We start from the raw sequence: 12,854 nt of genomic DNA, 5'->3' as shown, positions 1-12,854 counted from the left end.
GCCGTGGCGACAAGGTTGGCCACCGCGGACGCGGACCTGCTCCTCGGGGACGCCGCCCGTTCGCGTAGTCGACACTCCTGTTCGCTCGCCCTCGTCTCCCGTGACGAGCCGTGGGACATCGACCGCGTGATGGAGTTCGTCGACGCCCGCCTGGCGGACGCGCCCAGGTTCCGCCAGCGCATCCGGCACGTCCCGTTCGGGCTCGCGCGGGCCGTCTGGGTCGACGACCCGGATTTCGACCTGAGTTTCCATGTCCGCAGGTCCGCGCTGCCGGCCCCGGGCGGGATGCGCCAGCTCGCCGACCTGGTGGCCAGGCTGGTGGACAGGCCGCTCGAGGCCGGCCGACCGCTGTGGGAGCTCTACCTCATCGAGGGCCTCGCCGACGGGCGGTTGGCGATCCTCACCAAGACCCACCACGTGCTCCTCGGCGGCCCCAACGCCGTGGACCTCGCGCAGGTGTTGATGACCGACGAGCGGGCGTCGGCTGACGTGGACGAGGTGGCCACCTGGACCCCCGTGCCGTCGCCCGGTGACGGCGTACTCGTCCTGGACGCGCTCATCACCATCGCGACGGATCCGCTGGAGCTGGTCCGTCGTTCCACCCGGCTGGTCAACGCGGTCGAGCGCGCGACCCGTGGTCTCGTGGGCGCCGCGAGCCTCACCCTCCTGCGCCCACCCGGTGGGCTCTCGGAGATGTTCCGTACCTCCCGCCCCCGGGGCAGCCGCGTGGGACTGGCCTCGTTCCCGCTGGACCAGGCGCGGACTATCGCCAGGGAGCACGACTGCAAGGTCAACGACGTGGTCCTGGCGGTCCTGTGCGGGGCGCTCCGGTCGTGGATCCTCTCCTGCGGCCATCCCCTGTCGACCTCCGACACCCTGCGCGCGATCGTTCCCATGGCCGTCACCTCCGAGTCCGGTTCGTCGGACGTCGAGGGTGCGGAGGCCTCCGCGGAGGCCACCTCGGCGGAGATCGCCTCAGCGCTCATCGGGATGCCGGTGGGGGAGCCCAACCCCCGGATGCGCCTCGCGCAGATCTCGCGGGAGTCGGCCACCCAGCGCTATCCGAGAGAGGCCGTGGGTGCCAAGTCGTTGGCCAAACTCTCCGGCTTCGCCCCGCCCACCCTCCACGCGTTGGGTTCACGGGCTGCGATCATGTTGCCGTCGGACAGCTACGACCTGGTGGTGACCAACGCGCCGGGACCCCAACACAAGATGTTCTGGGGTGACGGTGAGCTGGCGGAGGTCTACCCGGTGCCGGCGTTGCTCGACGGTCAGGCCCTGGCCGTGTCGATGAGCAGCTACTCGGGGACCGTGTACTGCGGCTTCACCTCGGACCGCCAGGCGGTCCCGGACGTGGAGGAGATCGGCGAGCTCATCTCGTCGGCACTGGACGAGCTCGCGGGCTCCGCCCGCTGACCGACACCCTCCGCTGACCGACACGGCCCACCCGAGAAAGGCACCACAATGCGTCTGTTCATCCCTGCCACGCTCGCGATGCTCGAGACCCTGCTCGAGGGCGGGGAGATGCCCGTGCGCAGCGGGACCGCGTTCGCCGCGACTCCCGCGCTCGTGGAGTCGTATGCGGAAGGGGACACGGAGGAGCTCGAGCACGTGGCCTTCCTCGAGGCCGCACGTGCCTCCCTCCGGCTCCTGGGCGGCGAGATCGACGCGGGGGCCGCCCACGAGACTCACCCGTATCGCAGGGTCGTGGTGAGCGTGGACGTCCCCGACGCCGACGCGGAGCCCCGACCCGACCTGGACACCGCGGTCGTGCGCCTGACCAGGGGGACGGTGTCGATGGCCGAGGTCGCGGCCGTCCACGTGGATCTCGCGGGTGCGGCCGGGCAGGTCGAGGCCGCGGTCGAGGCAGTCGATCGCGCAGACCTGGGGGACGAGGACGCGGAGCTCACGGTGGGGGACGCGCTGGACCTCGATCTGGCCTGGTATGACGCGGTGGAACTGCCGTTCCTGGTGACTCTGCTCTGAGAGACCCGGCCGGTGGGACGTGGTTGACTCCAGTTGCCCCGAACCCGCCCGGGAGCGATCCGGGACGCGATAACCTACGGTACCGTAGGTCGATCTCCGGAAGGCGCCGGCCCGATCCTCGGGCCGCGCGGCAACCGGTTCCAAGGAGGCACCAGTGTCCGAGTCGAACAGCGGACTCAGCCGCGTACTGCGAGCGGCGGCGGCGAGGGTCCCGGAACCGCGGGCCGCGCACCGCCTACTCAACCGCCTGACGCACCCGCTCCGGATGGACGACTACTCGTCCCTGATCTACCCGCTGTGGTCCTCGCGCGAACTCCGCGGCGAGGTCGTCACGGTCCGCCGTGAGGCCGAGGACACCGTCACGCTCGTCATCAAGCCCGGCTGGGGTGCCACCCCGCACTACCAGCCCGGCCAGTACCTCGGCATCGGCGTCCTGCTCGACGGTCGGTGGACGTGGCGGTCGTACTCGCTCACCTCCGCCCCGACGACCGGACGCGGCGAGTACTCGGTGACGGTCAAGGCGCTCCCCGAGGGACTGCTCAGCAACCACATCGTCGGCACCGTGGAGCCCGGCACCATCGTCCGGCTGGCGGCGCCGGCCGGGGACTTCCATCTACCCACGCCGACCCCGTCCAAATTGATGTTCGTCACCGCCGGTTCGGGCATCACGCCGGTGATGGGCATGCTCCGGTCCCTCGACCGCCGTTCGGTCAACGAGCCCTTCCCGGACGTGGTCCACGTCCACTCGGTCCGCGAGAGGGACGACGCGCTCTTCTACGACGAGCTGCGCGCCCTCGAGAAGACCCAGCCCGGGTACGTCCTGCACCTGCGGGTGACGAGCGAGGAGGGTCGCATCGACTCCGCCCAGATGTCGGAACTCGTCCCGGACTGGTCGGAGCGGCCCACCTGGGCGTGCGGACCCAACGCGATGCTCGACGAGCTGGACGAGCACTTCGAGGCGCACGGCCGGGAGGACCTCCACATGGAGCGCTTCACGGTCAACCGGGACGCCGGGGCGTCGGGTGGGACCGTCTCGTTCGGGTCGACCGGCAAGACCGTCGAGCTGGACGGCGCCACCACCATCCTCGAGGGTGGTGAGGAGGTCGGCGTGCAGATGCCGTTCGGCTGCCGGATGGGAATCTGCCAGACCTGTGTGGTCGGCCTCGAGGAGGGGCACGTCCGGGACCTGCGTAACGGTACCGATCACGGGCCGGGCGAGCGGATCCAGACGTGTGTCTCGGTGGCGCTGGGGGATGTCGAGCTCAAGATCTGACCGCGGCCCGACCGTCAGTCCTGGTCCGTCCCCAACGCCCACGCGTCGTTGGACTGCAGGACGCCGAGTAGTTCGCGGACGGCCAGGGCCCGGCGGTGTGCGGCGGGGTCGGTGACGGCGTCGAACCTGCACTCAGGGTCCGCGGGCGGGCCCTGGTGGGTGCACCCCCTGGGGCAGTCCTGCGCGATCTCGTGCAGGTCCGAGAAGGACGCCACCACGTCGTCGGGGGAGACGTGGGCGAGGCCGAAGCTGCGGATCCCCGGGGTGTCCACCACCCAGCCGCCGGCGCCCAGTTCGAGCGCGACCGACTGCGTCGAGGTGTGCCGTCCCTTGCCGACTCCGGAGACCACGCCGGTCGCCCGGTGGGCGTCGGGGATCAGTCGGTTGACGAGCGTCGACTTGCCGACCCCGGAGTGGCCGATCATGGCGGAGATCCGGCCGTCGATCAGCTCGTGCAGCGCGTCCAGGTCGTCGTCGATCCCCACCTGCAGCACGGGGACGTCGAGCGCCTCGAACTCGGCGGCGAAGACCGCCGGGTCGTCGAGATCCCCCTTGGTCAGGCAGAGCACCGGTTCCAGGCCGCCGGTGTAGGCGGCCACGAGAGCGCGGGCGACGAACCCGGCCCGCGGCGGGGGATCGGCGACCGCGACCACGATCAGCAACAGCGCCGCGTTCGCCACCACCACGCGTTCGTAGGGGTCCGAGTCGTCGGCGGTCCGACGGAGCACCGTGCTCCGCTCCTCGACGCGGACGATCCTCGACAGGGTGTCCCGCGTGCCGGTGAGATCGCCCACCACGCCGACGTGGTCCCCGACGACGATAGGGGTGCGCCCCAGTTCCCTGGCCCGCATGGTGACCAGCCGGGTCCCGGCCACGTGGTCCGGGCCGTCGTCCAGCAGGACACATCCCCAGCGACCGCGGTCGACGCTCACGACCATCGCGGACGCGGCGTCGGAGTGGCTCGGCCGGCGCTTGGTGCGCGGCCTGGACCCCTTGCCCGGCCGGATCCGGATGTCGGACTCGTCCCAGCCGCGCGCGCCGCTGCCGCCCCGTCTGGTGGCCACGGCCGGTCTCAGCTCCGCCCGGCGAGCATGTCGGACCACATCGAGGTGAAACCGGGCATGGTCTTGGCGGTGGAGTCGATGTCGTCCACCTCGACGCCCGGCACGACCAGTCCGACGATCGCTCCGGCGGTGGCCATGCGATGGTCGGCGTAGGCGCGCCAGGGGGCACCCCGCAGGGGGGCGGGGGCGATCTCCAGGCCGTCGTCGAGTTCGGTCACCCCGCACCCCACCGCCCCGAGTTCGGCGGCGAGGGCGGAGAGCCGATCGGTCTCGTGGCCCCGCAGGTGCGCGATCCCCGTCAGGCGTGAGGGCCCGTCGGCCAGTGCGCACAGGGCGGCGACGGTGGGGGTGAGTTCACCGATGGCCGACAGGTCCAGGTCGACGGGGGACAGGCGCGGGGGTCCGACGACGACGAGGGTGCCGTGGCCCGCCCCGTCGGCGGTCTCGAGCGTGACCGTGGCGCCCATCGCGCGGAGGATCCCGCGGATGTCGTCCCCGGGCTGGGTGGTGGAGACCGGCCAGTGGGGGACGTGCACGGTCCCGCCGGTGACGGCCGCCGCCGCCAGGAACGGGGTGGCGTTGGACAGGTCGGGTTCCACCACCCGGTCGACGGCCGAGATCGGACCGGGGGCCACTAGCCACGATGAGGCGGTGGGCTGCTCGACGGTCACACCGGACTCCCGGAGCATCGCCAGTGTCATCTCGATGTGCGGTCCGGAGGGGACGGCGGACCCGCCCACGTGGACCAGTTCCAGCCCCTCGTCGAACCGGGCGGCCGAGAGCAGGAGGCCCGAGACGAACTGCGATGACGCGGAGGCGTCCATCTCCACCCGGCCGCCACGCACCGAGCCCGTCCCGTCGACCGAGAACGGGAGGCTGTCCCCGTCCACGTCGGCGCCGAGGTCACGCAGCGCGTTCAGGACCGTGGCCTGCGGCCGGACCCGCGCGGCCGGGTCGCCGTCGAAGGTCGAGGTGCCCGTGGCGAGCGCGGCCAGAGGGGGGACGAACCGCATGACGGTCCCCGCCAGTCCGCACTCCACCTGCGCACCGTGGAGCGGTCCCGGGGTGACGAGCAGCTCGGTGTCGTCCGGGGCGAGCGGTCCCGACGGGCCCTCGATCCGGGTGCCCAGCGCCGTGAGAGCGCCGATCATGAGGTCGGTGTCCCGACTGCGCAACGTCCCGCTCAACCGCGAGGGGGCGTCGGACAGGGCGGCCAGGATCAGGGCGCGGTTGGTCAGCGACTTGGACCCGGGTACCGGGACCACGGCGTGCACGGGTGTGCCGGCGACAGGGGCGTTCCAATGACTCACCTGGTCATTGTCGCCCATCGGCCCCGAACCCGCCCGCTGCGGGTGGGAGGATGTTCCGCATGTGTGGACGGTTCTCGCTCTCCTCCGATCCGGCGCGGCTCGCCGTGGAGCTCGACGCGGTCGACGAGGCGTCGTCCCCGCCGCCGGGGTCGTGGCCTGACCGGCCCCCGGGTACACCGCGGTTCAACATCGCGCCCACCGCCACCATCCCGGTCCTGGTGTCGGACAGCCCGCGCGAGAGGTTGGACCCTCCGGCGGGGCCCGGGCGGGTGCTGCGCGCGATGCGGTGGGGCCTGGTGCCGTCCTGGGCCAGGGATCCGGCCCGACTCCCCACCCTGTTCAACGCGAGGGTCGAGACGGCGTACGAGAAGCCGTCGTTCCGCTCCGCCGTGGCCAGGCGCCACTGCGCGATCCCGATGGACGGATGGTACGAGTGGGTGCCCGGCGAGCCCGCGGGGTCCGGGGGAAAGGCAGTGTCCGGGGGAAAGGCAGCGCCCGGCGGGAGGGCCGCGCCCAAACAGCCCTTCTACATGAGTCTTCCCGGAGACCTGGGGATGCTCATGGCAGGTCTGTGGGAGGCCCGGCGTGATCCACAGGACCCTGCCGTCACCCAGTGGTCCTGCACGATCCTCACCACCGAGGCGCTCGGTCCGCTCCGCGCGGTCCATGACCGCATGCCCCTCGTGGTGGACCCCTCCGTGCTGTCGGACTGGCTCGACCCGTCCGTGATCGGCGACCCCCGGGCCCTGGTCGCCGGTGCCGGCGGGGACCTGGAGCAGTGGGCGGGCTCGGTGGAGATCACCCCCGTCTCCCGCGCGGTCTCCAACGTCCGCAACGAGGGCCCGGAGCTGATCCGGCCGGTGGACCCCACCTCGGGCATGCTCTTCTGACGCCGGGTCACCCGGCGGCGATCGGCGCCGTCGTCGCCCCCGTGAGAGCGACGAGATCCGCGGGCGCGAGTTCGATCTCCCACCCGCGTCGGCCGGCGCTGCACAGGATCGTCTGGTGATCGGACGCCGAACTGTCGACCACCGTGACCAGGGACCTCTTCTGGCCGAGCGGTGACACCCCGCCCACCACGTACCCGGTGGACTTCTCGGCGGCGTCGACCGGGGCGAGGGACACCTTCCCGCAGCCGAGGGCCGCGGCCGCGGCCTTGAGGTCGAGCATCTTCGTGACCGGGAGGACCGCGACCGCCAGCGGGATCCGGGAACCGGCCGGTGGCCGGGCGGTGGCGAGCACCAGGGTCTTGAAGACCCTCGCGGCGTCCACCCCGAGCCGCTCGCCCATCACACGGGCGGCCTCGTCCCCGAACGCGGCGCCGGCCGCGTCGTAGGTGTGGACCGCATGGTCGACCCCGGCGGACCGGAGCACGGCGATCGCAGGGGTCGCCGCCGAGGCGGCCTTTCCGCTTCCCGCACGTTTTCCGCTCATCCCGCGCCAGCCTAGTGACGGGGCCATCCGGAATACCGCGACCGTGCCCGGTGTTGAGGAGAGCAGTTGCCCGGGACGGCCCCCGGGTTCGGGAGAGGAGGGTGCGATGCGGACCGCGGTCCTCGACGTCCCCGGCGTGCAGATAGACTCCGGGCCATCGACAGGTGAGGAGTACCGGTTGCCGACCGAGTTGCAGCCCGAGGAGGCCGACCAGCGCGCCGAGCAGTTCGAGGAGTTGGCGATGCCTCTCCTCGATCAGCTCTACGGCGCCGCTCTGCGGATGACCCGCAACCCGGCAGACGCGGAAGACCTGGTGCAGGAGGCGTACGCCAAGGCGTTCGCGGGGTTCAACTCGTTCAAGCCGGGTACGAACTTCCGGGCCTGGATGCACCGCATCCTCACCAACGCGTACATCAACCACTACCGCAAGCGCCAGCGTCAGCCCGCGCAGTACCCGACCGAGGAGATCACGGACTGGCAGTTGGCGGCGGCGGCCGAGCACACCTCGACGGGTCTGCGCTCGGCGGAGGTGGAGGCGATGGAACTGCTGCCGGACGACGAGATCCGGTCCGCTCTGGCCCAGCTCCCGGACGAGTTCCGGATGGCGGTGTACTACGCCGACGTCCAGGACCTGCCGTACAAGGAGATCGCCGAGATCATGGACACCCCGCTGGGGACCGTGATGTCACGCCTGCACAGGGGACGAAAGCAGCTACGCGAGCTGCTCCGGGACGTGGCGACCGAGCGAGGCTTCGGTCGTGACAGGACGGAGGGCGCGACGTGATGAGAGAACACGACCCGCGACTTGACCGGATCGACTGCGAGGACGCACGGCGCGACCTCTCGCTCCTCGTCGACCTGGAGTGCGATGACGCGTGCCGGTCCAGGCTGGAGCATCACCTGGCCGGTTGCGCGACCTGTCGGGAGATGTTCCTGTCCGAGCGCCGGCTCAAGGCCAAGTTGTCCCGGTCCTGCTGCGAGACGGCGCCGTCGGGCCTGCGGGAGCGGCTCATGGTGGAGATCCGGCGGACCACGGTGACCACGACCGACGCTGACGGGACGACGGTCGTGCACCGGACGACGACCGTTCAGCGACGAGACCCGACCTGACGCCTCCGCAGAACGCGGATGAGGGGCGGGCACCTGGTGGGTGCCCGCCCCTCACTCGGCTACGGGTGGTCCGGACTCAGCTGTTCGGACGCTTGCCGTGGTTTGCGTTCTTCTTGCGGCGATCCCGCCTCTTGCGGCCACGCTTGCCCATGGTCGCCTCCTTTCGTCGGTGTACAAGTCTCCCATGAGAACCCTCGTGTGGTTGCATTGAGGAGTCCGGGGGCCGCGCGTGACGAAAGTAGAGGAACATCCGAATGACTGAACAGGTCCGTGCCGAGATGGTCGCCAATGTGATGGAGGTCGTCTCGGCGGTCGGCACAGAGGTCGCCGAGGGCGACACGATCGTGCTCCTCGAGTCGATGAAGATGGAGATCCCGGTGCTGTGCGAGACCGCCGGGACCGTCACCGAGGTGGCCGTCGCCAGCGGGGACGTCATCCAGGCCGGAGACCTCATCGCCGTCATCAGCTGACGGGCTCGCGGAGGGCCGAGCAACCGGACGACCGGTCGATCGACCGGTTCCACGACGAAGGCCGGTTCCCCTCCTCGGGAGGAGGAGGGGAACCGGCCTCGATCGATCGGTGAAGCGTCAGACCGCGGTGCGGGTGCGCGCGCGGCGGCGCTTGAGGGCACGTCGCTCGTCCTCGCTCATCCCGCCCCAGACGCCGGCGTCCTGGCCGGACTCGAGGGCCCACGCGAGGCACTCGGCGGTGACGGGGCAGCGGTTGCAGACGATCTTCGCCTCGGCGATCTGGGCGAGAGCGGGTCCGGAATTGCCGACGGGGAAGAACAGCTCGGGATCCTCGTCGCGGCAGATGGCCTTATGGCGCCAGTCCATGGGAACTCCTTACGGTTACGAGACCGTGGTCGGGTGCGCCGGACGCGAGTGGACGCCGTCGACCCGCAGACCTGCAGGGTCTGCGTGCGGACGTACGCGGTCAATCACATCCGGCGATGTGTGGGGTGTACCCGCTCCGCGGGCTCGCTCCTGGTGGAGCAGCTCCCGGTTAAGGCAAGGCAAACAGAGTGCGTCTGCGCTGTTACAAGTGATCGTGCCACGATTCCATGACAAGTCAACCCTCTCGTACCGGGATGTGGCAAAGGTCACCCGAGTTGTCAAATCGTCCTGAAAGCGCACGCCAGAGGCCGTTATGGGTTAATCGGAGTCCAGTCCACAAGGGTGATTCCGGTCCGGGCGGGGACGCGACATAGGCTGCACATGTGAACGAGAGCCGACCAGACGACCACCGTAGCCCTCCGGATCGTGCGGATCCCCGAACGGCGATCCCCACTCCCGTGCGGTTGGCCGGGTGGATCTCGTCCGCTCAGGGACTGACCGGGGTGGGAGTGGCGGTCGCCCTCGCCATCCGTGCGGCCGTGGGCCACCGCGAGGAGACCGTCGTCATCAGTGGATACGGAACCGCGGTGTGGTTCGCGATCCTCGGCGGCGGCCTCCTCGCCGCCGGTGTCGGTTTGCTGCGGGGTCGCCGCTGGGGCCGGGGGCTCGTGGTGATCGCGGAGCTGTTGCTGCTGTTCGTCGCCTGGTATGTCGCCGTGGGGTCGCACCAGTATCTCGCCGGGGTCGCCCTCGCGGTCGTGTGCGTCGTGGCGTTGGTCTCCCTGTTCCGTAGGGACGCGATCGAGTGGTACGCCGCCTGACCGTGCGGGCGTCGCGTCGGGCTCCCGGGTGGCAGGTGGTCCCGTCGGTTCAGACGACGAGCTTGTAGGCGTGGATCGCGCCCGCGCGGCGTTCGTACAGGATGTCGCCGATCTGGGCCAGGCCGGTGACCCCCCGGTCCTGCGTCGCGGTCGTCGGTAGTCGCCGGGTCTCGACCCCGGTCTCGTGGTCCAGCAGAGCGAGCCCGCCGGGCACCGGCACGAGGACCCAGTCCCCGCCCGCGGACGCCTCGGGATCGGGGGTCCAGCCCCCGGTGAGCCCCGGGCCGGTCACGCCGCCGACCGTCCACGAGTGCTCCCCGGTGGACCGGTCGAAGGCGTGTGTGGCGCCCCCGTCGAACCACCGGACCTGATCACCGTCACCGGAGACGGTCCCGCGGGAGAACGGCACGGCCGGTCCACCCTCCAGGGTGTGTACGGTCCGGTGCTCGGTGGGGGAGGTGAACCACTCGACTGTCCAGGCGGGACCCTCGTTCCGGAGCGCCAACACCCCGTCCTCGGCCACGTCGATGACCCACAGGCCGTCGGCTCCTGTCGGGTCCGAGGCGATCTCCTCCGGCTTGCGGTTGTCCTCGGGGACCGTCTTCGAGAGCGTCAGTCGCACCGAGTCGTCCCCGGGGCAGCGCTCCGACACGGCGAAGCGCTCGTCGGTGAGGTCGGCGCTCAGGAGAGTGCATCCGGCGCGGGGTTGCATCCCCGCCTCCTGAGGCGCCTCGACCGCGCCGTACTCGACGGTCCGGACCAGGTCGTCGCGCCAGATCTCGAGTCGGTCGGGGCTGAACGCGAGGGCGTGCTTCCACGTACCGGTGAGGTCCATCGTCTCCGGGAAGGCGCTCAGTCTGGTGCTCTCGTACTCCTGGGTGGTGGGGTCGAGAGAGGTGACGTCACTGCAGCCTGAGGTGCCGTCGAACGCCGCGGCGAGCGAATCGGAGTAGAACACCGCGGCGCAGAACCGGCCCGCGTGCGTGTAGGACCAGCGTTCCTCGCCGGACCCCGCGTCCCGGCCGACGAGCACGCCGTCGGCGGAGACCGTGACGAGGTTGCCCTTGGTGGTGAGTGGGGGGCCGCTGCCGTCGGATTCGTGCGTCCAGAGGGGTTGGATCGACGTGGGTCGTCCGGTCGCCGGGCCGTACTCGGGCTGCTCCGCCTCCGCCGGGCTGAGTCCGGACCGGGCCGCGCTGCCGGAGAAGAGCACGGCGACCGCCGCCAGCACCATGACGACGGCGATGATCCCGGCGGTGACGACGTCCCGCCGGGTCATCCGCTCGGAGCGGACACCGACGGACCGGCGATGGCGGCGGCCGGAACGGCTCCTGAGTGTGCGCACGTGCCTTCCCGGGGGCGAGGTGGTCCGGGGTCAGTCCCGGCCGGCGGAGTCGGAGGACGGGCGACGGCGGCGCCGTCGCCGGGGAGCGCCGCCACCGGAGGACGCGGACTCGGCTCCGGGTTCCCCGCCTGGGGCGGTCGACGTGGGCCGTGCGTCCGGGGAGGACCCCCCGGTCCGGGTGCGGCGGCGGGGAGTGCCGGACCGACCCCCGGACTCGCGCCCGGAACCGCGGGTGTCCCCGTCGACCGGACGCCGGCCGGAGCCGGTCCCGGTCGGGGCGCCGATCCTGCCGCCTGCGCTCTCGGGGATGCCCAGTTCGGCGCGCAGGTGTGGGGACGTCGAGTAGGTCTCGGCGGGCTCGCCCTGCTCCAGACCGAGCGCCTTGTCGATCAGTCCCCACCGGGGGAGGTCGTCCCAGTCGACGAGGGTGACCGCGACGCCCTTCTTTCCGGCCCGACCGGTTCGGCCGATGCGGTGGACGTAGGTCTTCTCGTCCTCGGGGCACTGGTAGTTGATGACGTGGGTGACGTCGTCGACGTCGATTCCGCGCGCCGCGACGTCGGTGGCGACGAGCACGTCGACGTCGCCGGAACGGAAGGCCTTGAGCGACTTCTCGCGCGCTCCCTGGCCCAGGTCGCCGTGGATGGCCCCCACGCGGAAGCCGCGCTCGGCAAGGTCGTCGGCGAGCTTCTGCGCGGTGCGTTTGGTGCGGCAGAAGATCATGGTGGCGCCGCGTCCGTCGGCCTGCAGGATCCGGGCCACCAACTCCGGCTTGTCCATGGAATGGGCCCGGTAGACGTACTGCGTGGTGTTCTCGTGGGTGGCGCCGGAATCCGCTGCCTCCGCCCGGATGTGGGTGGGCTTGGTGAGGAACGTGCGCGCCAGCGTGATGATCGGCCCCGGCATGGTGGCCGAGAACAACATCGTCTGACGCTTCTCCGGGACCATCCGCAGCATCTTCTCGATGTCCGGCAGGAAGCCCAGGTCCAGCATCTCGTCGGCCTCGTCCAGGACCAGGACCTCGACCTTGCCGAGTACCAGTTTCGACTGGTTGGCGAGGTCGAGCAGGCGCCCGGGGGTGCCCACGACCAGGTCGACGCCCCTCTCCAGGGCCTCGGTCTGCTGCTCGTACGGAGTCCCGCCGTAGATCGAGAGCACCTTGAGCGGGCGGGTTCCCGATCCGGAGGGAGCGGTGAGTCCGGTCGCGGCGATCTTGAGGTCCTGGGTGACCTGGATGCACAGCTCGCGGGTGGGGACGATCACGAGGGCCCGCGGGGTGCCGTCGAGCTCCCTGGTGACCTCGCCGGTGGAGATGCGGTGCAGGAGGGGGACACCGAAGCCGTAGGTCTTGCCCATGCCGGTGCGGGCCTGACCGATGAGGTCGGAACCCGCCAGTGCCAGCGGGAGGGTGAGTTCCTGGATGGCGAAGGTGTGGGTGATGCCCCGCTCGCCGAGCGCGGTGACGATCTCGGGGCGGACACCGAGTTCGGCGAAGCTGGGGGAGGAGTCGGAGGACGGGGCGTCGACGACGGCTGTCGTCGTGGCCAGGCCGTCGATTTCACTGGTGGTCACGTCTGTAGTGGACAGGGCGGTGCCTTTCTCGTCTCGCGCGCGTGTGGTCGGGCCTACAGTTGGTCGGCCTCGGCGAGCGGGGCGCGCGCACATTTCCACGCGG

The 12,854-nt window shown here is 71.1% G+C and carries 15 protein-coding genes; 8 read left to right on the top strand and 7 right to left on the bottom strand.

What is annotated here, in order from left to right:
* Nucleotides 1–3: 3 nt before the first annotated feature.
* From NJE57_RS07200 to NJE57_RS07190, 3 genes are all read left to right on the top strand, one after another.
* Nucleotides 4–1,416 carry a wax ester/triacylglycerol synthase family O-acyltransferase gene (locus NJE57_RS07200; protein ID WP_319027708.1) on the top strand — a complete coding sequence of 471 codons (1,413 nt, stop codon included), beginning with the start codon at nt 4–6 and terminating at the stop codon, nt 1,414–1,416.
* Nucleotides 1,417–1,464: 48 nt separating this feature from the next.
* Nucleotides 1,465–1,986 carry a DUF6912 family protein gene (locus NJE57_RS07195; protein WP_319027707.1) on the top strand — a complete coding sequence of 174 codons (522 nt, stop codon included), beginning with the start codon at nt 1,465–1,467 and terminating at the stop codon, nt 1,984–1,986.
* 154 nt (nt 1,987–2,140) lie between these two features.
* Nucleotides 2,141–3,259, top strand: a complete 1,119-nt coding sequence (locus NJE57_RS07190; protein WP_319027706.1) for a ferredoxin reductase — start codon at nt 2,141–2,143, stop codon at nt 3,257–3,259.
* A 14-nt stretch (nt 3,260–3,273) separates the two neighbouring features.
* On the opposite strand, the gene rsgA is transcribed toward NJE57_RS07190, so the two are convergent.
* A complete protein-coding gene (gene rsgA, locus NJE57_RS07185) occupies nt 3,274–4,323 on the bottom strand; it encodes a ribosome small subunit-dependent GTPase A (RefSeq protein ID WP_319027705.1) in 1,050 nt (349 codons plus the stop codon).
* Between the two features lie 8 nt (nt 4,324–4,331).
* Nucleotides 4,332–5,651 carry a 3-phosphoshikimate 1-carboxyvinyltransferase gene (gene aroA / locus NJE57_RS07180; protein ID WP_319027704.1) on the bottom strand — a complete coding sequence of 440 codons (1,320 nt, stop codon included), beginning with the start codon at nt 5,649–5,651 and terminating at the stop codon, nt 4,332–4,334.
* 41 nt (nt 5,652–5,692) lie between these two features.
* Here aroA and NJE57_RS07175 point away from each other — a divergent pair, with 41 nt between their 5' ends.
* Entirely contained in the window at nt 5,693–6,523 is an 831-nt protein-coding gene (locus tag NJE57_RS07175; protein WP_319027703.1) for an SOS response-associated peptidase, read from the top strand.
* Between the two features lie 7 nt (nt 6,524–6,530).
* Here the strand turns inward: NJE57_RS07175 and NJE57_RS07170 are convergent, their stop codons facing one another.
* Nucleotides 6,531–7,067, bottom strand: coding sequence for an aminoacyl-tRNA deacylase (locus NJE57_RS07170; protein ID WP_319027702.1), 537 nt, complete (start codon nt 7,065–7,067; stop codon nt 6,531–6,533).
* 106 nt (nt 7,068–7,173) lie between these two features.
* On the opposite strand from NJE57_RS07170, the gene NJE57_RS07165 reads away from it, so the two are divergent.
* Both NJE57_RS07165 and NJE57_RS07160 read left to right on the top strand, forming a co-directional pair.
* The gene (locus NJE57_RS07165) at nt 7,174–7,851 is read left to right on the top strand and encodes a sigma-70 family RNA polymerase sigma factor (RefSeq protein ID WP_319027701.1); all 678 of its coding nucleotides are present in this window, start codon (nt 7,174–7,176) and stop codon (nt 7,849–7,851) included.
* Entirely contained in the window at nt 7,851–8,177 is a 327-nt protein-coding gene (locus NJE57_RS07160) for an anti-sigma factor (protein ID WP_319027700.1), read from the top strand. The genes NJE57_RS07165 and NJE57_RS07160 overlap by 1 nt, the downstream gene beginning before the upstream one ends.
* A gap of 76 nt (nt 8,178–8,253) precedes the next feature.
* Here the strand turns inward: NJE57_RS07160 and NJE57_RS20000 are convergent, their stop codons facing one another.
* Nucleotides 8,254–8,328: a 50S ribosomal protein bL37 gene (locus NJE57_RS20000; protein ID WP_370650909.1), complete on the bottom strand. Its 75-nt coding sequence runs from the start codon at nt 8,326–8,328 to the stop codon at nt 8,254–8,256.
* A 103-nt stretch (nt 8,329–8,431) separates the two neighbouring features.
* On the opposite strand from NJE57_RS20000, the gene NJE57_RS07155 reads away from it, so the two are divergent.
* Nucleotides 8,432–8,647, top strand: a complete 216-nt coding sequence (locus NJE57_RS07155) for a biotin/lipoyl-binding carrier protein (protein WP_319027699.1) — start codon at nt 8,432–8,434, stop codon at nt 8,645–8,647.
* A 117-nt stretch (nt 8,648–8,764) separates the two neighbouring features.
* Here NJE57_RS07155 and NJE57_RS07150 read toward each other — a convergent pair whose 3' ends face one another.
* Nucleotides 8,765–9,013 (bottom strand): WhiB family transcriptional regulator, encoded by a 249-nt coding sequence (locus NJE57_RS07150; protein WP_317812938.1) that lies wholly within the window; start codon nt 9,011–9,013, stop codon nt 8,765–8,767.
* A 383-nt stretch (nt 9,014–9,396) separates the two neighbouring features.
* Here NJE57_RS07150 and NJE57_RS07145 point away from each other — a divergent pair, with 383 nt between their 5' ends.
* The gene (locus NJE57_RS07145; protein ID WP_413464375.1) at nt 9,397–9,834 is read left to right on the top strand and encodes a hypothetical protein; all 438 of its coding nucleotides are present in this window, start codon (nt 9,397–9,399) and stop codon (nt 9,832–9,834) included.
* A 49-nt stretch (nt 9,835–9,883) separates the two neighbouring features.
* On the opposite strand, the gene NJE57_RS07140 is transcribed toward NJE57_RS07145, so the two are convergent.
* Together NJE57_RS07140 and NJE57_RS07135 are read right to left on the bottom strand one after the other, a co-directional pair.
* The gene (locus tag NJE57_RS07140; protein ID WP_319027698.1) at nt 9,884–11,113 is read right to left on the bottom strand and encodes a PQQ-binding-like beta-propeller repeat protein; all 1,230 of its coding nucleotides are present in this window, start codon (nt 11,111–11,113) and stop codon (nt 9,884–9,886) included.
* A gap of 96 nt (nt 11,114–11,209) precedes the next feature.
* Nucleotides 11,210–12,844 carry a DEAD/DEAH box helicase gene (locus NJE57_RS07135; protein WP_413464374.1) on the bottom strand — a complete coding sequence of 545 codons (1,635 nt, stop codon included), beginning with the start codon at nt 12,842–12,844 and terminating at the stop codon, nt 11,210–11,212.
* Between the last annotated feature and the right edge of the window lie 10 nt (nt 12,845–12,854).

It is taken from the genome of Dietzia sp. PP-33 (assembly GCF_033790845.1).
In the GTDB taxonomy this organism is placed as follows: Bacteria; Actinomycetota; Actinomycetes; order Mycobacteriales; family Mycobacteriaceae; genus Dietzia.
Note: the sequence above shows the minus strand (reverse complement) of the source record. Positions and strands in the feature narration are given on the sequence as shown.

Coding starts and splice junctions, on each gene's coding strand:
- NJE57_RS07195 (WP_319027707.1), top strand. CDS start 1,465: ATGCGTCTGTTCATCCCTGCCACGCTCGCGATGCTCGAGACCCTGCTC.
- aroA (WP_319027704.1), bottom strand. CDS start 5,651: ATGGGCGACAATGACCAGGTGAGTCATTGGAACGCCCCTGTCGCCGGC.
- NJE57_RS07175 (WP_319027703.1), top strand. CDS start 5,693: ATGTGTGGACGGTTCTCGCTCTCCTCCGATCCGGCGCGGCTCGCCGTG.
- NJE57_RS07170 (WP_319027702.1), bottom strand. CDS start 7,067: ATGAGCGGAAAACGTGCGGGAAGCGGAAAGGCCGCCTCGGCGGCGACC.
- NJE57_RS07165 (WP_319027701.1), top strand. CDS start 7,174: ATGCGGACCGCGGTCCTCGACGTCCCCGGCGTGCAGATAGACTCCGGG.
- NJE57_RS07160 (WP_319027700.1), top strand. CDS start 7,851: ATGAGAGAACACGACCCGCGACTTGACCGGATCGACTGCGAGGACGCA.
- NJE57_RS07155 (WP_319027699.1), top strand. CDS start 8,432: ATGACTGAACAGGTCCGTGCCGAGATGGTCGCCAATGTGATGGAGGTC.
- NJE57_RS07150 (WP_317812938.1), bottom strand. CDS start 9,013: ATGGACTGGCGCCATAAGGCCATCTGCCGCGACGAGGATCCCGAGCTG.
- NJE57_RS07140 (WP_319027698.1), bottom strand. CDS start 11,113: ATGACCCGGCGGGACGTCGTCACCGCCGGGATCATCGCCGTCGTCATG.
- NJE57_RS07135 (WP_413464374.1), bottom strand. CDS start 12,844: ATGTGCGCGCGCCCCGCTCGCCGAGGCCGACCAACTGTAGGCCCGACC.